Origin of the sequence: Salinicola sp. RZ23 (assembly GCF_003206675.1) — a bacterium.
Taxonomy (GTDB): Bacteria; Pseudomonadota; Gammaproteobacteria; order Pseudomonadales; family Halomonadaceae; genus Salinicola; species Salinicola endophyticus.
Genome location: NZ_PZJK01000003.1, coordinates 85,110 through 104,368, shown reverse-complemented (window position 1 = coordinate 104,368; position 19,259 = coordinate 85,110). Strand labels below are relative to the sequence as shown.

Below are 19,259 nucleotides of genomic sequence, written 5' to 3'. Positions count from 1 at the left end.
ACGACCCTCCTGAACCCGTGACCACGTTACTCTTCGCTCTGAAACCAAGGCGCACGGGCAGTCATGATCAGTGCCGCTGCGCGCTCCTCGTCCACGTCGTCGATATCCTTCAAATCCTCGATGGACTGTTCCGCAAGGTCCTCCATGGTGACGATGCCACGGCTGGCGAGAATGAATGCCAGGTGGCGGTCCATGCCGTCCATCGTGAGAAGGTCTTCGGCGGGCTGAGCGCCGTCCAGTTCCTCTTCCGAGGCGATAGCCAGGTTGAGCAGCTCATCCTTGGCCCTTGCTCGCAGTTCCTCGATCAGATCCTCATCGAACTCTTCGATCTCCAGCATCTCCTCGAGCGGCACGTAGGCCAGCTCTTCGATCGTCGTGAACCCTTCCTCGACCAGGATGCGGGCGACGTCTTCGTCGATCTCGAGATGGTTGATGAAATATTCGATCAGGCTGTCGACTTCCTGTTCGCGTTTACCCTCGGCCTCGTCAACGGTCATGACGTTGAGCGTCCAGGCCGTCAGCTCGCTGGCGAGCCGAACGTTCTGACCGCTGCGGCCGATGGCCTGAGCGAGGTTGTCCTCGGCGACGGCGACGTCCATCGAATGGGCGTCCTCATCGACGAGAATGGAAGCGACTTCCGCCGGCGCCATGGCGTTGATCACCAGCTGGGCGGGGTTGTCGTCCCATAGAATGATGTCCACGCGCTCGTTGCGCAGTTCGTTGGACACCGCTTGTACGCGCGAACCGCGCATACCGACGCAGGCACCGACCGGGTCGATGCGCTTGTCGTTGGTCTTGACCGCGATCTTGGCGCGGGCGCCCGGATCGCGTGCCGCGCCCTTGATCTCGATCAGCTGCTCGGCGATCTCGGGCACCTCGATCTTGAACAGCTCGACCAGCATGCCGGGCTTGGTCCGCGACAGGATCAGCTGGGAGCCGCGGGCTTCCGGATCGACCTTCCACAGCAGCGCGCGCACGCGCTCGTTCATGCGGTAGCGCTCGCCGGGAATCATCTCGCCGCGCGGCAGAAAGCCCTCGGCATTCTCGCCCAGGTCGATGATAAGGCCATCGCGTGTCGTCTTCTTGACGATACCGGCAACCAGCTCGCCTTCGCGCTCGGCATACTGCTTGACGATCTGCGCCCGCTCGGCCTCGCGCACCTTCTGCACGATGACCTGCTTGGCGGTCTGCGCCGCGATGCGGCCGAAAGCCACCGATTCGATCTGCTCTTCGACGACATCGCCGAGGGCCAGCGGCGGATCGCGCTGTTCGGCTTCGGACAGCGGAATCTCGCGCTCTTCGCTGAGATACTCCTCGTCCTCGACCACGGTCCAGCGACGGAAGGTGTCGTACTCACCGGTGCGCCGGTCGATCTCGACCCGAACGCTCACGTCCTGACCTTCGAAACGCTTGCGCGAGGCGCTCGCGAGCGCCGCCTCGACGGCTTCGAAGATCACGTCTCGGGGAACGCTCTTCTCGTTGGAGATGGCGTCAACGACCAGCAGTATCTCTTTGCTCATGCCTATGCCTCGCCGAAAAACCGGTTCTGTGGAAACGCCTTGCTCGCTTCGAAGCGTGGATCCGGCGCCTCTTCTTGTGATCGATGGGTGGTGTCGACAGCGCGATCGGCGGCTACCGATCCACCGACAATGATGTTCGGCGTCAGTCGTCGAACTGCGGCACGACGCGCGCTTGATCGATGCTCTCGATGGGGAAGCAGTACTCTTCGCCATCGATCTGCAGCAGCACGTCGTCATCCTCGACGCCGGCCAGCAGGCCCTGGAACTTGCGCCGGCCATCGAACGCCGTGCGCAGCTTCAACTGCACGACGTGGCCACGAAAACGCGAAAAGTGATCCAGGGTATAGAGCGGGCGGTCGAGCCCAGGAGAGGAAACTTCCAGGCTGTAATGGCTCGAGATCGGATCCTCGACATCGAGCACACCGCTCACCTGGCGGCTGACATCGGCGCAGTCGTCCACCGAGATACCGTTGGGGCCGTCGATGAAGATCATCAACTTGGAGTGCTTGCCCTGAGCCAGATACTCCAGGCCCCACAGCTCGAAACCCATGGCAGTGACCACGGGTTCGATGATCGCATATAGTGCTGCGTCCTTGGTGACCACAGACGACTCCTACAGCAGTTGCATCAGGCACCTGACCGGGAGTTGAGAGACATGCAAGGTGCTAGGTGGCTGACTGACGTTGGCGTCAGCAGGCTAAGTTGAGAACGACAAAGCCGCTAACAAAAAGCCCCTTCTCAAGAAGGGGCCTTTCAAAAAACTTGGTAGCGGGGGCCGGATTTGAACCGACGACCTTCGGGTTATGAGCCCGACGAGCTACCAGACTGCTCCACCCCGCAACATCAGGTTGGCGATTATAGGAACGGCCCCACGATGGGTCAAGGAACGCCGCTATTCACGCAATCAACCGGTTTCGTTCAGAGGTCTGGAATCCAGTTCGATTCCCAGGCTTGACGATGGTGCCGAAGGCGGGACTTGAACCCGCACGACCGTAAGGTCACTACCCCCTCAAGATAGCGTGTCTACCAATTCCACCACTTCGGCATCAGGGGAGTGTCACGCCCGAGAGCGTTGACACCGACTCGAGAACCCAAACTTGGCGCTCACGAGTTTTCCTTTTCACTCAAGGATTTGACGATTTTTGCTGCGTCCCTTCCTCGAGTGCTGGCGCAGCATTATTCCCGGTTTGATCGCCGTCGTCAAGGGTCGGCGCGCCATTATGTTGCTGCTCGATCACTTGGGCGTCGGGAATGCCGGTCTGCGGCGAACTGCTGGCGTTGGTCGCGAAGTAGGCCAGCGCCAGCGAGGTCACGAAGAACAGGGCGGCCAGGCCACCGGTCAGCTTGGACAGAAAGCCGCCGCTGCCGCGCGAACCGAACACCGTCTGCGAGGAGCCACCGCCGAACGCAGCACCGGCCTCGGCGCCCTTGCCCTGCTGCAGCAGGACGAGCACCACCAGTGCGATGGCGATGAGTACGTGGATCATCAAAACTGCTATCTGCATGAAATCAACCTGCTGACTGACAAATCGCTATGAAATCGTCGACCTTGAGCGACGCACCGCCGATCAGGCCGCCGTCGATATCCTGCTGTGCGAGCAGCTCGGCGGCATTGCTCGCATTCATGCTCCCGCCGTAGAGCAGGCGCAGCTCCGCGGCGAGTTCACGGTCGAACCCCGCCTGATAGGCGCGGATCGCCGCCATTACCTCCTGGGCCTGCGCCGGGGTCGCCGTGCGCCCGGTGCCGATCGCCCATACCGGCTCGTAGGCGAGCGTCAGCTGACGCCGCTGCGCCGGCTCGAGCCGCGACATGACATAGCCCACCTGGCGCAGCACCACCTCCTCGGTACGCCCGGCATCACGCTCCTCGAGGGTCTCACCGACGCACAGGATCGGACGAATGCCGACGCCCAGCGCCGCGATCACGCGATCGAATACCGCCTCGTCGCCCTCGTGGTAGAGCTGACGCCGCTCGGAGTGGCCGACGAGCACCCACTCGACGCCGAACTCCTTGAGCATCTGCCCGCTCACCTCGCCGGTACGCGCCCCCGCGTGCAGCGGATTGAGCGTCTGCGCGCCGAGCCCGATCGGCGTGGCGGCGAAGGCTTCCGACGCGGCCTGCAGATAGGGGAAGGGAGGATGGATCAGTACCTCGACCGACGCCGGCAGCGTCGTCTCGGCAAACGCCCGCGCGAAGGTCTCGACCAGTTCCGCCGAGCCATTCATCTTCCAGTTACCCGCGATCAGCGGCTTGCGCATGCTACCTCCCGTCGGTGGTGCGACATGGTATAAAAGCCTTGACAGCAAGACAACAAGAGAACTCGCGCCCCTCGCCCCTGCCGCCTCACGTGATCAGATTCTCGACGCTCGCTGCGATCCGCCCGGCCATCGCCGCAACGTCGAAGCGCGGACGCCCCTCCACCATCACCCGAATCAGCGGTTCGGTGCCCGAGGGACGCAGCAGCACCCGGCCGCCATCGCCGAGCTCCTGCTCCACCGCCGCCACGCTCTGGTGCAGCTCGGGGCTCTCCAGCAGCGCCTTGGCATCGCTACCGCTGGGCAGACGCACGTTGACCAGCGCCTGGGGCGCCTTTTCGAAGCCTTCCAGCAGCTGAGACAGGGTAGCACTTTCGCGCACCATCACCGCGAGCACCTGCAGCGCCGAGACGATGCCGTCGCCGGTGGTCTGCACGTGACGACAGAGGATGTGCCCGGAGGATTCTCCCCCCAGCAGCCAGTCGTTGGCCAGCAGGCGTTCGGTGACATAGCGGTCGCCGACCTTGGCACGCTCGAATGGAATCCCCTGGCGCTCGAAGGCCGCGGCCAGGCCGAAGTTGCTCATCAGCGTCCCCACCACGCCGCCACGCAGCTTGTCGCGGGCGTGCAGATCGCGGGCAATGATATAGAGAATCTCGTCGCCGTCGACCAGGGTACCGTCGGCACCGACCAGCAGCACGCGATCGCCATCCCCATCGAAGGCGATACCGAGGTCCGCTTCGCGCTCGCGTACCGCCGCCTGTAAACGCTCGGGATGGGTCGAGCCGACGCCACTGTTGATGTTGAGGCCATCCGGCTCGGCCCCGATCACGCTGACATCGGCGCCCAGCTCGCGAAAGACATTGGGCGCGATGTGATAGGTCGCGCCATGGGCGCAGTCGAGCACGATGCGCAGGCCGTGCAGCTCGAGCCGATTGGGCACCGTCGACTTGCAGAACTCGATGTAGCGCCCGGCGGCATCGTTGATGCGCACCGCACGCCCCAGACGATGGGGCGCCATGGTCTCGAGCGGTTTGTCGAGCTCGGCCTCGATCTCCAGCTCGACCGCATCGGCGAGCTTGAGCCCCTCCGCCGAGAAGAACTTGATGCCGTTGTCCTGATAGGGATTGTGCGAGGCCGAGATGACGATGCCGGCGTCGGCGCGGAAGGTCCGCGTCAGGTAAGCGATCCCCGGTGTGGGCATCGGCCCCAGCAGCGAGACATCCGCCCCTGCCGCCGACAGGCCGGCCTCCAGTGCCGACTCGAACATGTAGCCCGAGATACGCGTGTCCTTGCCGATCACCACCTTGGGCCGCGGCGCCTGGTGGGATTTTTGCCGCGTCTGCTGGTCGGCGACCCGGCGCGCCAGCACCCGCCCCATGGCCCAGCCCAGCTTGAGAATGAAATCGGCGGTGATCGGCGCCTCGCCGACCGTACCGCGAATGCCGTCGGTACCGAAATAGCGTCTACTCATTTTCTACTCGCTCCTGCAGTACTGCCCAAGCCATGTCGATCGCGTCACGCGTGGGGGCGACGTCGTGCACGCGCAGGATCCGCGCGCCGCGCTCGAGCGCCATCACCGCCAGCGCCAGCCCACCGGGGAGACGCTGACTGACCTCGCGTCCCAGCGCCTCGCCGATCATGCGCTTGCGCGACACCCCCACCAGCAGCGGCAGGTCGAGCGCGTCGAGGGCGCTCAGCCGGTTGAGCAGTTGAAGATTGTGTTCCAGTGTCTTGGCGAAACCGAAGCCCGGGTCGAGCAGCAGCCGCGCCCGCGGGATGCCCGCCTGCTCGCAGGCAGCGACGCGCTGGCGCAGGAAATCGATCACCGCTACCTCGATCGGCTCGGCATAGTGCGGCGCCTGCTGCATGGTCTGGGGCTCGCCCTGCATGTGCATCAGGCACACCGGTAGCGCGCTCTGCGCCGCCGCAGCGAGAGCACCGTCGCGGGTCAGCGCGCGCACGTCGTTGATCAGCCCTGCTCCGGCCCGCGCCGCCTCGGTGATGATCTGCGGCGCACTGGTATCCACCGAGACCAGGGCGTCGAACTCGCGGGTCAGCATTTCGACCACTGGCAGCACCCGCTCGCGCTCGGCGTCGAGCGCCACCGGTTGCGCCCCGGGTCGGGTCGACTCGCCACCGACATCGATGATATCGGCGCCTTCGGCGAGCATGCGCTCGGCATGGCGCCGGGCGTCGTCGAGGCGTTGATGACGGCCGCCATCGGAGAACGAATCCGGAGTGACATTGAGAATCCCCATCACGCGGGGACGGGTGAGGTCGAGGAGGTGCTTGCCGCAGCGCAGCATCGATCCGGCGTGGGGCGTTTCCGTCATGGGCCTCGGCTCGCCAAGAAGCGGGAAAAAAGGGAATGACTCGAAAAAAGAGAGTCACTCTAAGCAGCGCCGCCGCCGGACGCAAGCGCCACGGCCCTGGCGCATTCGCGGGGCCGATAACGCAGCAGGGCGCCGTATCGGCGCCCTGCTGTGAGTGGAACGTCGTCAGCCGCGACCGGCTCAGGAGCCGGCGGGCCCGCCCAGCGGATCGGAGGGGCGTCGGTTGCCCGGCTCCTCGTCCTTGGGCTCGTCCTCGTCCGGCTGCGCCTCGGCGCTGCTGACCGGCTCGCCGGTGCCGGTGCTCGGCCCCTGGTCGTCCCAGTCCTTCGGCGGACGCGGCTTTCGGCCTTCCATGATGTCCTTGAGCTGATCGGCATCGATGGTCTCGTACTGCATCAGCGCTTCGGCCATCAGGTCCAGCTTGTCGCGGTTGTCCGAAAGGATCTTCTCTGCCGTGGCGTAGCACTCGTCGATGATGCGGCGGATCTCCTTGTCGAGACGCGTCGAGGTCTCGCCCGAGTTGAGCTTGCCGCCACCCTGGCCCGGCCCACCGAGGAACTGGTGCGATTCGTCCTCGTCGTACATCAGCGGCCCCATCTCGTCGGACAGGCCCCACTTGGCCACCATGCTGTGGGCCAGCTCGGTCGCTCGCTTGATGTCGTTGGAGGCACCGGTGGTGACACCGTTGGGGCCCAGCGTCATCTCCTCGGCGATGCGCCCACCGAACAGCGAACAGATCTGGCTGATGATCTGCTGCCGCGAATAGCTGTAGCGATCTTCCAGCGGCAGGAACATGGTCACCCCCAGCGCACGACCGCGCGGAATGATGGTGACCTTGTAGACCGGATCGTGCTCCGGCATCAGCAGGCCGATGATGGCGTGCCCGGACTCGTGATAAGCGGTGTTGAGCTTCTCTTTCTCGGACATCACCATCGAACGCCGCTCGGCGCCCATCATGATCTTGTCCTTGGCCAGCTCGAGCTCCTCCATGCCCACGGTGCGACGATTGCGGCGCGCCGCGAACAGTGCCGCCTCGTTGACCAGGTTGGCCAGATCGGCGCCCGAGAAGCCCGGTGTGCCACGTGCGATCAGGCTCGACTTCACGCCATCGCCCATCGGCACCTTGCGCAGGTGCACGTTGAGGATGTGCTCACGCCCACGGATGTCCGGCAGCGGCACGGTGACCTGGCGGTCGAAGCGCCCCGGGCGCAGCAGCGCCGGGTCGAGCACGTCGGGGCGGTTGGTGGCGGCGATCACGATGATGCCGTCGTTGGCCTCGAAGCCGTCCATCTCGACCAGCAGCTGGTTGAGGGTCTGCTCGCGCTCGTCGTGACCGCCGCCCATGCCGGAGCCGCGATGGCGGCCGACGGCGTCGATCTCGTCGATGAAGATGATGCAGGGCGCCTGCTTCTTGGCCTGCTCGAACATGTCACGCACGCGCGAGGCGCCGACACCCACGAACATCTCGACGAAGTCGGAGCCGGAAATGGAGAAGAATGGCACCTTGGCCTCGCCGGCGATCGCCTTGGCGAGCAGCGTCTTGCCCGTCCCGGGCGGCCCCACCATCAGCACGCCGCGGGGGATCTGACCACCCAGGCGCTGGAACTTGGAGGGGTCCTTGAGGAAGTCGACCAGCTCGACCACTTCTTCCTTGGCCTCGTCGCAACCGGCGACGTCGGCGAAGGTGCTCTTGATCTGGTCCTGGCTGAGCAGCTTGGCCTTGGACTTGCCGAAGCTCATGGGGCCGCCGCGACCGCTGCCGCCGCCCTGCATCTGGCGCATGAAGAAGAAGAAGATCGCCAGGATCAGCAGAATCGGGAAGCTGGCGATCAGCAGCCGCGTCCACAGGCTCTGCTCTTCCGGCTTCTTGCCGACCACGGTGACCTTGTGCGACAGCAGGTCATCCATCAGCTTGGGATCCTGCGCAGCCGGACGGATGGTCTGGAACTGGGTGCCGTCGCTGCGCTCACCACTGATGGTGTAGCCATCGATGGTCACGCTGCGCACCTGATCTTTCTGCACCTGCTCCACGAATTGGGAGTAGCTCATCGTATGCGGCGAGCTATCCACGCTGAAATTGTTGAACACCGTCAGCAGCACGGCTGCGATGACCAACCAGAGAATTAGATTCTTCGCCATGTCGTTCAAGACACCACCCTCATAGTACGAATCTCGCCGCCTGCGTCTGCCATGCTCTCGACCCTACCTCAGATGGGGGCTCGCGGCCATGCTTGCAAGCCGTGTCCGCGCGAAAGTCGGCCAAGTAGACATCATGTATCGGCCCTCCGAAGCGTCGAACGCCGCGCCGAACCGGCCCTGAAATGTGTTGCGCTTCGAAACTACCCTATCTGTCGAACGCCGATCTCTCGAACACCGACCGGTCTTTCGCACCTCGGCCTCACGCTCGAGCTAGCCCTTGAACCCCTGGGCCAGCAGATAGACTTCACGTGACCGGGCCCTCGACGCCTCCGGCTTGCGCGTGACCACCTTGGTGAAGCTGGCGCGCAGCTCGCGCAGGTAGTCATCGAAGCCCTCTCCCTGGAACACCTTGGCCAGGAAGTTGCCACCCGGCGAGAGCGTCTGCCGAGCCAGGTCGAGCGCCAGCTCGACCAGATACATCGCCTGCGGCTGGTCGATCGCCGCCATACCGCTCATATTGGGCGCCATATCCGACAGCACCAGGTCGAGGGGGCGCTCACCGAGCTCGGCCAGAATCGCCTCGAGCACACTCTCTTCGGTGAAGTCGCCCTGGATGAAGCTGACGCCGGCCAGCGCATCCATCTCGAGGATATCGGAGGCGATCACCACGCCTTCGGGGCCGACCTTCTCCGCCGCCACCTGGCTCCAGCCGCCCGGCGCCGCACCCAGGTCGATCACCCCCATTCCCGGACGCAGCAGCGCATCGCGCTGGTCGAGCTCGAGCAGCTTGTAGCTGGCCCGCGAACGATAGCCATCCTTCCACGACTGCTGCACGTAACGGTCGTCGAAGTGCTCTTTGAGCCAGCCGGCACTGCTCTTGCTCTGCCGCGTCGCGGCGCCGGTCTTGCCTGGGGTCGAGGAGCGGGTCACGAATGGCCACCTGCGGATACGGAAAATGATGGAACGAAACGGGAATCGGCCGCCGGAACGGGGCCGCTGGATGCTGCCAGACCACAAAACCAAGGGGGAGAAGCCGGCGAGGCGGCCGGATACACGCCGGAATCGGCCGTGTCACAGGGTGCTTTGGCGCCTGCCGCCTTTCCTGGCGCTGCCGAAACCCGTACCATGCGCGTTTCGACAGTGCGGTGGTGGGACCGATTGCAGCACCGCTAAATCTTATTAGTGAAGTCCAACGGTCAGGTTACCATGAGCTTGTCATCGGCACAAAAGAAAGCCTTTCGCAGCATCGGCCACCATCTCCAGCCGGTCGTCACCGTGAGCGAGAACGGTCTCGGCGAAGGCGCCCAGCAGGAGCTCGAGCGCGCCCTGCGCGACCACGAGCTGATCAAGGTCAAGCTGGCGATCCCCGAGCGCGAGGATCGCCAGGCGATGATCGAGGAGCTGGTCGCGGTCTCCGGCGCAGAGCTGGTCCAGAGTCTGGGCAAGGTGGCGCTGCTCTACCGCCACAACCCCAAGGCCAACCCCAAACTCTCCAACATCGCCCGCGCCGAGAACCATCACGGCCGCCACTGAACCTGACATCCGCGGGCCGCAAAAAGCAGCGTACTTCAGCACAAAAAGAAGCCGCGACAGTGTCGCGGCTTCTTTCGCTTTCAACGCCGTTTGACCAACGCGCAGCGGCGCGCGTGCGATCAGATATGCTCGACGCCCGAGATCTCATACTCCACGTCGCCACCCGGCGTACGCACGTTGACCACATCGCCTTCGCTCTTGCCGATCAAGGCCCGGGCGATCGGGGAGGTGACCGAAATCTTGCCCGCCTTGATGTTGGCCTCGTCCTCACCGACGATGCGATAACGCACCTCTTCGTCGGTTTCCAGGTTGAGCAGATCCACGGTGACCCCGAAGATCACCTTGCCGGTGCGCGGCATCTTGGCCACGTCGATCACCTGGGCGTTGGAGAGCTTGCCCTCGATCTCCTGGATGCGCCCTTCGATGAAGCCCTGCTGCTCGCGCGCGGCATGGTACTCGGCGTTCTCCTTGAGATCGCCATGCTCGCGCGCCTCGGCGATCGCCGCGATCACCCGTGGGCGCTCCTCGCCCTTGAGATGGTTGAGCTCTTCGCGCAGCGACTGCTCGCCGTGGACGGTCATCGGGACCTTATTCATTGACTGCTCCTGCATGCTGTTCCTGAAGCCGCCGCACCGTGATCTCGTTGCCATACTCCAGCGCCATGCAGACGGCACGCGCCCCTGCCAGCGTCGTGGCATAGGGAACCTTGCGCGCCAGTGCGGTACGCCGGATGACCGAGGAATCATTGATCGCCTGACGGCCTTCCGTGGTGTTCACGATATAGGCGATCTCGTCGTTCTTGAGCAGATCGACGATATGCGGACGGCCTTCATAAACCTTGTTGACGACGGCGACCGTCAGCCCAGCCTGCTCCAGAGCCTGGGCCGTGCCACGGGTCGCCACGAGATCGAAGCCCAAGGCTAGCAGAGATTGGGCAACCTCGATAACACCCTGCTTGTCCGGCTCACGCACCGACAGAAACGCCTTGCGCTCGCCGCTGAGCTTGGGAATCGCTTCTCCCGCGCCCAGCTGTGCCTTGTAGAAGGCCTCGGCAAAGGTGGTACCGCTGCCCATCACCTCACCGGTGGACTTCATCTCCGGCGACAGGATCGGATCGACGCCGGGGAACTTGTTGAACGGGAAGACCGCTTCCTTGACGCTGTAGTAACCCGGAATGATCTCGCGGGTGAAGTTCTGCGCCGCCAGCGTCTTGCCAGCCATGCAGCGTGCCGCCACCTGGGCCAGCGAGGTGCCGATGCACTTGGAGACGAACGGCACCGTGCGCGAGGCGCGCGGGTTGACCTCGATGACGTAGATCTCGCCATCCTGCCACGCCAGCTGCACGTTCATCAGCCCGACCACGTTGAGCTCGACCGCCATCTGCTTGACCTGATCGCGCATTGCGTCCTGGACGTCGGCGGGCAACGAGTAGGGCGGCAGCGAGCAGGCGGAGTCACCGGAGTGCACGCCGGCCTGCTCGATATGCTGCATGATGCCGCCGATCACCACCTGCTCGCCGTCGGAGACGGCGTCGATGTCGATCTCCACCGCGGCCTTGAGGAAGTGGTCGAGCAGCACCGGCGAGTCGTTGGAGACCTTGACCGCATGGGTCATGTAGCGCTCCAGCTCCTCGGCCGAGTAGACGATCTCCATCGCCCGGCCGCCGAGCACGTAGCTGGGGCGCACCACCAGCGGGTAGCCGATCTTCTCGGCCTTGGCGAAGGCGTCCTCGAAGCTGCGCGCGGTGGCGTTGGGCGGCTGCTTGAGCCCCAGCTTGTCGATCATCTGCTGGAAGCGTTCGCGGTCCTCGGCGCGATCGATCGCATCGGGCGTGGTACCGATGATCGGCACGCCGGCGGCTTCCAGGGCCCGCGCCAGCTTCAGCGGCGTCTGGCCGCCGAACTGCACGATCACCCCGACCGGCTGCTCCTTGTCGGCGATCTCGAGCACGTCCTCCAGGGTCACCGGCTCGAAGTAGAGGCGATCCGAGGTGTCGTAGTCGGTGGAGACGGTCTCCGGGTTGCAGTTGACCATGATCGTCTCATAGCCGTCTTCGCGCATGGCGAGGGCGGCGTGGACGCAGCAGTAGTCGAACTCGATGCCCTGGCCGATCCGGTTGGGACCGCCACCGAGCACCATGATCTTCTGGCGGCTGGAGGGCTCGGCCTCGCACTCCTCTTCGTAAGTGGAGTACATGTAGGCGGTGCTCGAAGCGAACTCGGCGGCACAGGTGTCGACGCGCTTGTAGACCGGGCGAATATCGAGCTGGTGGCGCCGTGCGCGCACCTCGCTCTCGGCCACGCCCAGCAGGGCCGCCAGACGCGCGTCGGAGAAGCCCTTGCGCTTGAGCCGGAACAGCTCATCGGCATCGAAGTCGTGCAGCGCGCGCTTGGCCACCTCACCTTCCAGACGCACCAGCTCCTCGAGCTGGACCAGGAACCAGCGGTCGATGTTGGTCAGCGCGAACACCTCGTCCACGCTCATGCCACTGCGCATGGCGTCGGCGACGTAGAAGATACGGTCGGCGCCGGCGGCCTGCAGCTCGCCCTGGATCAGCGCCATGTTCTCGGGGCCGAAGTCGGCGACCTTGGGATCGAGCCCGTCGACACCGATCTCCAGGCCGCGCAGCGCTTTCTGCATCGACTCCTGGAAGGTGCGGCCGATCGCCATCACCTCACCCACCGACTTCATCTGGGTGGTCAGCCGGTCGTTGGCCTGGGGGAACTTCTCGAAGGTAAAACGCGGGATCTTGGTGACCACGTAGTCGATCGATGGCTCGAAGGAGGCCGGCGTGGCACCGCCGGTGATGTCGTTCTGCAGCTCGTCCAGGGTGTAACCCACCGCCAGCTTGGCGGCGATCTTGGCGATCGGGAAGCCGGTGGCCTTGGAGGCCAGCGCCGAGGAGCGCGACACCCGCGGGTTCATCTCGATCACCACCATGCGCCCGGTGTTCGGATCGACGCCGAACTGGACGTTGGAGCCGCCGGTCTCGACGCCGATCTCGCGCAGCACCGCAAGCGATGCGTTACGCATGATCTGGTACTCCTTGTCGGTCAGCGTCTGCGCCGGGGCCACGGTGATGGAGTCACCGGTGTGCACGCCCATGGGGTCGAAGTTCTCGATCGCGCAGACGATGATGCAGTTGTCGTTCTTGTCACGAACGACCTCCATCTCGTACTCCTTCCACCCCAGCAAGGATTCGTCGATCAGCAGCTCGTGGTTGTTGGAGAGCTCGAACCCGCGACCGCAGATCTCCTCGAACTCCTCCTTGTTGTAGGCCACGCCGCCGCCGGAGCCGCCCATGGTGTAGGAGGGGCGGATGATCACCGGGAAGCCCAGCTCGCCCTGGATCTCCCACGCCTCGTCCATGGTGTGGGCGACCTTGGCCTTGGGGCACTCCAGGCCGATGTTCTTCATCGCCTTGTCGAACAGATCGCGATCTTCGGCCTTGTTGATGGCATCGGCGTTGGCACCGATCATCTCCACGCCGTGCTTCTCCAGCACGCCGTGCTTGTCCAGGTCCAGCGCACAGTTGAGCGCGGTCTGTCCGCCCATGGTCGGCAGGATCGCCGAGGGGCGCTCGCGCTCGATGATCTTCTCCACCGCCTGCCAGGTGATCGGCTCGATGTAGGTGGCGTCGGCCATCACCGGGTCGGTCATGATGGTGGCCGGGTTGGAGTTGACCAGGATGACGCGGTAGCCCTCTTCGCGCAGCGCCTTACAGGCCTGGGCCCCGGAGTAGTCGAATTCGCACGCCTGCCCGATGACGATGGGGCCGGCGCCGATGATCAGAATGCTGTCGAGATCCGTACGTTTTGGCATGCGCTAACACTCGTCGAATAAGGTGGTGCCGGCGGCGGCCGCCGGCCCTGAAAGAGTCAAATCCCGCTGCTGGCTGCTCGTGTCAGCCACCGCTGTCGGCGCCTCAGGCGGCGCTTTGCTGATGACGCTGCATCATCGACACGAAACGATCGAACAGCGGCGCCACGTCCTGCGGCCCGGGACTCGCTTCCGGGTGACCCTGGAAGCTGAAGGCCGGCCGGTCGCTGAGCTCGATGCCCTGCAGGGTGCCGTCGAACAGCGAGCGATGGATCGCACGCACGTTGTCCGGCAGGCTCGACTCGTCCACCGCGAACCCGTGGTTCTGGCTGGTGATCATGACATGACCGCTGTCGAGATCCTGCACCGGGTGGTTGGCGCCGTGGTGGCCGTGGTTCATCTTGAGCGTGCGTGCACCGGCGGCGAGCGCCAGCAGCTGGTGACCGAGACAGATGCCGAACACCGGAATCCCGCTCTCCAGGATCTCGCGGATGGCGGTGATGGCGTAGTCGCACGGCTCCGGGTCACCGGGGCCATTGGCCAGGAACACGCCGTCGGGGCTCATCGCCAGCACCTCGCTGGCCGGCGTCTGCGCCGGCACCACGGTCAGGCGGCAGCCGCGCGAGGCGAGCATGCGCAGGATGTTGCGCTTGACGCCATAGTCGTAGGCCACCACGTGATACGGGCGCGGGCCATGGGCGGTGTCGGCATAGCCCTGCCCCAGCGCCCACTCGCCTTCGTGCCACTCATAGGTCTCGCGGCACGACACCACCTTGGCCAGATCCATGCCCTTGAGCCCGGGGAATGCCCGCGCCGCGGCCAGCGCCCGCGCCACCGCGTCGTCGCCGGTGGCCTCGGTGCCCGCCAGGATGGCGCCGTTGAGCGAGCCCTTGCTGCGCAGCAGCCGGGTCAGGCGGCGGGTGTCGATATCGGCGATGCCGAGCACGCCATTGGCGGCGAGGTAGTCGGACAGGCTCTGCTCGCTGCGGAAGTTGCTGGCCAGCAGCGGTAGATCGCGGATCACCAGCCCGGCCGCCGCGATCGCGCCGGACTCGACGTCCTCGCGATTGATGCCGGTATTGCCGATGTGCGGGTAGGTCAGCGTGACGATCTGGCGGGTATAGGAGGGGTCGGTGAGGATTTCCTGATAGCCGGTCATGGCGGTGTTGAACACCACCTCGCCGCTGGTCTGCCCGTCGGCACCCAGCGCAGTGCCGTGGAATACACTGCCATCTTCGAGCGCCAGTATCGCAGGTCTATTCAAGGCCTCATCCTCCTCAGCGGGTCACCAACGAATGGCAAGGGAACGACACCCCCTGCCCTAGGGTCTGCCGGCCGTCGCCAAGCGCGAGGTCGCGGGGCACGCAGTCAGGTCGTCGAGCAAAGCCAGGTCGTAAAAAAGCGGGACGAAATCCGGAAAACCGGTTCCATCCCGCTTGCTTGTCCTGATCGACGCTATCCTGGTCGACGTGCTCATCGACTGCATTGCCTGCGGCTGCTCTCTCGCTGCGGCGTTCGCCCGGCCAAATTGGCGCGATGATACCGGAAAGCGGCTGCCGGCTCTACCCCCGAAGTCAATGCCACCTTGGCGGTAAGCGCCGGCGTCAGCGCACTCAGGCCTTGAGGCCGAGCACATCCTGCATGTCGTAGCGCCCGACATCGCGCGGTGCGAGCCAGCGCGCCGCGCGTACCGCGCCCTTGGCGAAGGTCATGCGGCTGGAGGCCTTGTGGGTGATCTCGATGCGCTCACCTTCGGTGGCGAACATCACCGTGTGCTCACCGACGATATCGCCGGCACGCACGGTGGCGAAGCCGATCTCCTTGTCTGTGCGCGGCCCGCACTGGCCGACCCGCTCGAACACGCCGTACTCCTTGAGCGGACGCGCCAGGGCATCGGCCATCACCTCGCCCATCCTCAGCGCGGTGCCCGAAGGCGCATCGACCTTGTGGCGATGGTGGGCCTCGATCACCTCGATGTCGTAGCCCTCGTCGCCCAGCGCGCGAGCGGCGGTGGCAAGCAGATTGAGGGTCAGGTTGACGCCGACGCTCATGTTGGGTGCAAAGACCATCGCCACCCGCTCGCGATAGCCATCGAGTTCGGCCAGTTGGGCCTCGTCGAGGCCGGTGGTGCCGATCACGATCGCCTTGCCGTGGTCGGCGCAGAAAGCGAGATTGGCCAGGGTGGTGGCGGGCGAGGTGAAGTCGATCAGCACATCGAAGTCGTCGGCGATGGCGGCCAGGTCATCCGTGGCAGCCACGCCCAGGCGGCCGATGCCGGCGAGTTCACCCAGGTCGGCGCCGACCAGCGAGCTGCCGGTGGAGACGCTGCCGCCGGCCAGACTGGCCCCGTCATCCTGCTGCACGGCACTGACCAGATTGCGGCCCATGCGGCCGGCGGCGCCGACAATGGCGATACGGGGGGCGTGAGAAGGCATGCGATCTCCAGCGGTAGGGTAAGTCGCGGCAGTATAACAACTGCCGCCGGGGCCCGCGCGACGCCTGTCGGCAGCCCCCGGCAAGCCTGGGTGCAGCGCTGGACGCCCCGGAATCACTGCGACATACTAGCCTCCTTTCGCAAATAAGAATCATGCGTAACTAACCCATTCGCCCCTCTGCCGGATCTCGCCGTGACTCAGCCACGTTCCCTCTTCGCCGGATACGCCGCGAGGCTCGTTCGTCTCGCCGTCATCACCCTCGCCCTCGGCGGCGCCAACAGCACCTGGGCCGATCCGATCACGGTGACCGATATCGCCGGCCGTCAGGTGACCGTCGAGGCGCCGGTGCAGCGCGTCATCTTGGGTGAAGGGCGCCAGATCTATCTGCTCGCCGCGCTCGAGCCCGACAACCCGTTCGCCCACGTGGTGGGCTGGCGCCACGACCTCGCCGAGGCCGACCCGGACAACTACGCCGCCTACGCCGCCAAGTTCCCCGAGATGAAGCAGATCCCCACCTTCGGCGGCTTCAAGGATGGCACCTTCGACGTCGAGCAGGCCGCCAGCCTGCACCCCGACGTGGTGCTGATGAACCTCGAGGCCAAGGCCGCCACCGAGGACGCCGGCTACGACACCAAGCTGGCCGCGCTGGGCATCCCGATCGTCTATGTCGATTTCCGCGAGAAACCGCTCGCGCACACCATCCCCTCGATGCGTCTGATGGGGCGCCTGCTCGGCGACACCCAGCGCGCCGACGCCTTCATCGATTTCGCCGAGGCGCAGCTGGCCCGGGTCACCGACAAGATCGCCGCCGCCGACCCGGCGCGACCCAAGGTGTTCATCGATCGCGCCGGCGGCTACTCCGACGACTGCTGCATGAGCTTCGGTCCCGGCAACTTCGGCGAGTACGTCGAGCTCGCCGGCGGCCACAACATTGCCGACGGCATCATCCCGTCGACCTTCGGCACCCTCAATCCGGAGCAGATCATCGCCGCCAACCCCGATCAGGTGGTGGTCACCGGCGGCAACTGGGGCGCCTACGTGCCCGGCGGCAACTGGGTCGGCGTGGGCCCGGGTGCGGACATGCAGAAGGCCCGGGCCAAGCTCGAGCAACTGACCCACCGCACCGCTATGACCGGCATCGAGGCGGTGAAGACCGGCCAGGTCCACGCCATCTGGCACCAGTTCTACAACAGCCCCTACTACTTCGTGGCGGTGCAGCAGCTGGCCAAGTGGTTCCACCCGGAGCTGTTCGCCGATCTCGATCCCGAGGCCACCCTGCGCGAGCTGCATCAGCGCTTCCTGCCGGTGGACTACGCCCCCGGCTACTGGGTATCCCTGCATGACGAGTGAGAGTTCCCGCGCGAGCGCCGAGCCGCCGCGTCCGGTCGCCTTCGCGCCGGCCGCGGCCGAGGACGCCAACCTCTATCGCCGGCTGGTGCTGCGACGCCAACTGATCCTGGCCGCGCTGGCCCTGGCGCTGTTCGCCAGTCTGTGTGTCGACCTCGCCCTGGGGCCGGCGCGCTTCGGCCTCGACCAGGTGATCGCGGCGCTCTTCACCCCCGGCTCGGTGGAGGATTCGCTGCGGGTGATCCTGTGGCAGATCCGCATGCCGGTGGCGCTGATGGCGCTGGTGGTGGGCGCCAGCCTGTCGATCGCCGGCGCCCAGATGCAGACCATACTGAGCAATCCGCTGGCCAGCCCCTTCACCCTCGGCATCTCCGCCGGCGCCAGTTTCGGTGCCGCGCTGGCGCTGGCCTTCGGGGTGACCCTGGTGCCGGCACTGGTCGACTACGCGATCCCGCTCAACGCCTTCATCATGGCGATGCTGACCGCGCTGGCGATCCACTTCCTGAGCATGCGCCGCGGGGTGACGATCGAGACCATCGTGCTGCTGGGCATCGCCATGGTGTTCATCTTCAACTCGCTGATGGCACTGATCCAGTTCTTCGCCAGCCAGCAGGCGGTCTCCGCAGTGGTGTTCTGGACCATGGGCAGCCTGACCAAGGCGACCTGGCCCAAGCTCGGCATCGCCTTCGCCGTGCTCGCGGTGGTGGTACCGCTGCTGGCCCGCCACGGCTGGGCACTGACCGCCATGCGCCTGGGCGATGCCAAGGCCGAGAGCCTGGGCGTCAAGCCGCGGGCGCTGCGTCTGGAGGTGCTGATCATGGTCTCGCTGCTGGCCGCGATCGCCGTCTCCTTCGTCGGCACCATCGGCTTCGTCGGGCTGGTCGGGCCGCACATCGCGCGTCTGCTGCTGGGTGAGGATCAGCGCTTCTTCCTGCCCGGTTCGGCGCTGTGCGGGGCACTGATGCTGTCGGTGGGCTCGGTGCTGTCGAAGGTGATCATCCCCGGCACCATCATTCCGATCGGCATCATCACCTCGCTGGTGGGGATTCCGTTTTTCCTGTTCTTGATCCTCAACCACAAGAAGAACGCATGGTAACGCTGACGCTCGACCGCCTCTCGGCGCGCTACGGCCGCCGCCAGATCCTCGACGATATCTCCACCCCGCCGCTGCACGGTGGCCAGGTAGTGGCGCTGCTCGGCCCCAACGCGGCGGGCAAGTCGACCCTGTTCCGGCGCATCCTGGGGCTGCTCGAGGGGGATGGCGAGGTACGCATCACGGGCACCAGCAGTGAGCGTCCGGTCGCCTACATGCCCCAGGACAACGGCGCCACCGCCGTGCTGACGGTCTACGAGGCGGTCCTGCTGGCACGCATGCAGGGGCGCCGCCTCAAGGTGGCGGATGCCGACCTCAAGGAGGTCGACAAGGCGCTGGCGGCGCTCGGCATCGACACCCTGGCCGGGCGCGACATCGGCAATCTGAGCGGCGGCCAGCGGCAGCTGGTGGGCGCAGCCCAGGCGCTGGTGCAGTCCCCCGACATCCTGCTGCTCGACGAGCCCACCTCGGCGCTCGACCTCCACCGCCAGATCAGCCTGCTCAGCATCCTGCGCCGGCTGGCGCAGGAGCGGAACATGCTGATCATCGCCGCGCTCCACGATCTCGGCCACGCCCTGCGTTTCGCCGATCAGGCGCTGGTGATCGAGAGCGGGCGGCTGGTCGATTGCGGCCCCTGCGAACAGGTGGTGACACCGCAGATGCTGCGCCGCACCTTCCAGGTCGAGGCACGCATCGAGCCCTGCTCCCAGGGGAGACCGCAGTTGATCGTCGAAGCCGCCATCTAGCGACGCCCTGGTCAGGGCTGGCGGCAAAGCCCCCA

At 65.5% G+C, this 19,259-nt stretch carries 16 protein-coding genes and 2 tRNA genes; 4 read left to right on the top strand and 14 right to left on the bottom strand.

Going from position 1 to position 19,259, the window contains the following annotated elements; genetic code table 11:
• Positions 1-26: 26 nt before the first annotated feature.
• The 10 genes from nusA to rlmE form a co-directional block, all read right to left on the bottom strand.
• Positions 27-1,520, bottom strand: coding sequence for a transcription termination factor NusA (gene nusA / locus DOM67_RS02715; RefSeq protein WP_110674135.1), 1,494 nt, complete (start codon positions 1,518-1,520; stop codon positions 27-29).
• A gap of 142 nt (positions 1,521-1,662) precedes the next feature.
• Positions 1,663-2,124 (bottom strand): ribosome maturation factor RimP, encoded by a 462-nt coding sequence (gene rimP, locus DOM67_RS02710; RefSeq protein ID WP_110674134.1) that lies wholly within the window; start codon positions 2,122-2,124, stop codon positions 1,663-1,665.
• A gap of 159 nt (positions 2,125-2,283) precedes the next feature.
• Positions 2,284-2,360 (bottom strand) — tRNA-Met (locus tag DOM67_RS02705).
• A gap of 118 nt (positions 2,361-2,478) precedes the next feature.
• Positions 2,479-2,565 (bottom strand) — tRNA-Leu (locus tag DOM67_RS02700).
• 79 nt (positions 2,566-2,644) lie between these two features.
• Complete coding sequence (secG, locus tag DOM67_RS02695) at positions 2,645-3,025, bottom strand: preprotein translocase subunit SecG (protein ID WP_110674133.1); 381 nt, start codon at positions 3,023-3,025, stop codon at positions 2,645-2,647.
• Positions 3,026-3,029: 4 nt separating this feature from the next.
• A complete protein-coding gene (tpiA, locus tag DOM67_RS02690) occupies positions 3,030-3,779 on the bottom strand; it encodes a triose-phosphate isomerase (protein ID WP_110674132.1) in 750 nt (249 codons plus the stop codon).
• Between the two features lie 85 nt (positions 3,780-3,864).
• Positions 3,865-5,250, bottom strand: a complete 1,386-nt coding sequence (gene glmM, locus DOM67_RS02685; RefSeq protein WP_110674131.1) for a phosphoglucosamine mutase — start codon at positions 5,248-5,250, stop codon at positions 3,865-3,867.
• Complete coding sequence (gene folP, locus DOM67_RS02680; RefSeq protein WP_232825112.1) at positions 5,243-6,112, bottom strand: dihydropteroate synthase; 870 nt, start codon at positions 6,110-6,112, stop codon at positions 5,243-5,245. Before folP ends, glmM begins: the two co-directional genes overlap by 8 nt.
• Positions 6,113-6,292: 180 nt before the next feature.
• Positions 6,293-8,260 carry an ATP-dependent zinc metalloprotease FtsH gene (gene ftsH / locus DOM67_RS02675; RefSeq protein ID WP_110674130.1) on the bottom strand — a complete coding sequence of 656 codons (1,968 nt, stop codon included), beginning with the start codon at positions 8,258-8,260 and terminating at the stop codon, positions 6,293-6,295.
• Between the two features lie 261 nt (positions 8,261-8,521).
• The gene (gene rlmE / locus DOM67_RS02670; protein WP_110674129.1) at positions 8,522-9,181 is read right to left on the bottom strand and encodes a 23S rRNA (uridine(2552)-2'-O)-methyltransferase RlmE; all 660 of its coding nucleotides are present in this window, start codon (positions 9,179-9,181) and stop codon (positions 8,522-8,524) included.
• Positions 9,182-9,457: 276 nt separating this feature from the next.
• On the opposite strand from rlmE, the gene yhbY reads away from it, so the two are divergent.
• Entirely contained in the window at positions 9,458-9,784 is a 327-nt protein-coding gene (yhbY, locus tag DOM67_RS02665) for a ribosome assembly RNA-binding protein YhbY (RefSeq protein WP_035476168.1), read from the top strand.
• Positions 9,785-9,903: 119 nt separating this feature from the next.
• On the opposite strand, the gene greA is transcribed toward yhbY, so the two are convergent.
• The 4 genes from greA to dapB all read right to left on the bottom strand — a co-directional run bounded on the left by greA (position 9,904) and on the right by dapB (position 16,038).
• Positions 9,904-10,380 carry a transcription elongation factor GreA gene (gene greA / locus DOM67_RS02660; RefSeq protein ID WP_110674128.1) on the bottom strand — a complete coding sequence of 159 codons (477 nt, stop codon included), beginning with the start codon at positions 10,378-10,380 and terminating at the stop codon, positions 9,904-9,906.
• Entirely contained in the window at positions 10,373-13,606 is a 3,234-nt protein-coding gene (gene carB, locus DOM67_RS02655) for a carbamoyl-phosphate synthase large subunit (RefSeq protein WP_110674127.1), read from the bottom strand. Before carB ends, greA begins: the two co-directional genes overlap by 8 nt.
• 103 nt (positions 13,607-13,709) lie before the next feature.
• Positions 13,710-14,867, bottom strand: a complete 1,158-nt coding sequence (gene carA / locus DOM67_RS02650; RefSeq protein ID WP_110674126.1) for a glutamine-hydrolyzing carbamoyl-phosphate synthase small subunit — start codon at positions 14,865-14,867, stop codon at positions 13,710-13,712.
• 349 nt (positions 14,868-15,216) lie between these two features.
• Positions 15,217-16,038, bottom strand: a complete 822-nt coding sequence (dapB, locus tag DOM67_RS02645) for a 4-hydroxy-tetrahydrodipicolinate reductase (protein ID WP_110674125.1) — start codon at positions 16,036-16,038, stop codon at positions 15,217-15,219.
• A 252-nt stretch (positions 16,039-16,290) separates the two neighbouring features.
• Between dapB and DOM67_RS02640 the strand changes: the two genes are divergently transcribed.
• From DOM67_RS02640 to DOM67_RS02630, 3 genes are read left to right on the top strand one after another with little or no spacing between them, the layout of a single operon-like run.
• Positions 16,291-17,388: an ABC transporter substrate-binding protein gene (locus DOM67_RS02640; protein WP_110674162.1), complete on the top strand. Its 1,098-nt coding sequence runs from the start codon at positions 16,291-16,293 to the stop codon at positions 17,386-17,388.
• On the top strand, positions 17,378-18,481 hold the full coding sequence (locus tag DOM67_RS02635; protein ID WP_110674124.1) for an iron ABC transporter permease: 1,104 nt from the start codon (positions 17,378-17,380) through the stop codon (positions 18,479-18,481). Before DOM67_RS02640 ends, DOM67_RS02635 begins: the two co-directional genes overlap by 11 nt.
• The gene (locus DOM67_RS02630; RefSeq protein ID WP_110674123.1) at positions 18,475-19,224 is read left to right on the top strand and encodes an ABC transporter ATP-binding protein; all 750 of its coding nucleotides are present in this window, start codon (positions 18,475-18,477) and stop codon (positions 19,222-19,224) included. Before DOM67_RS02635 ends, DOM67_RS02630 begins: the two co-directional genes overlap by 7 nt.
• Positions 19,225-19,259: the final 35 nt, after the last annotated feature.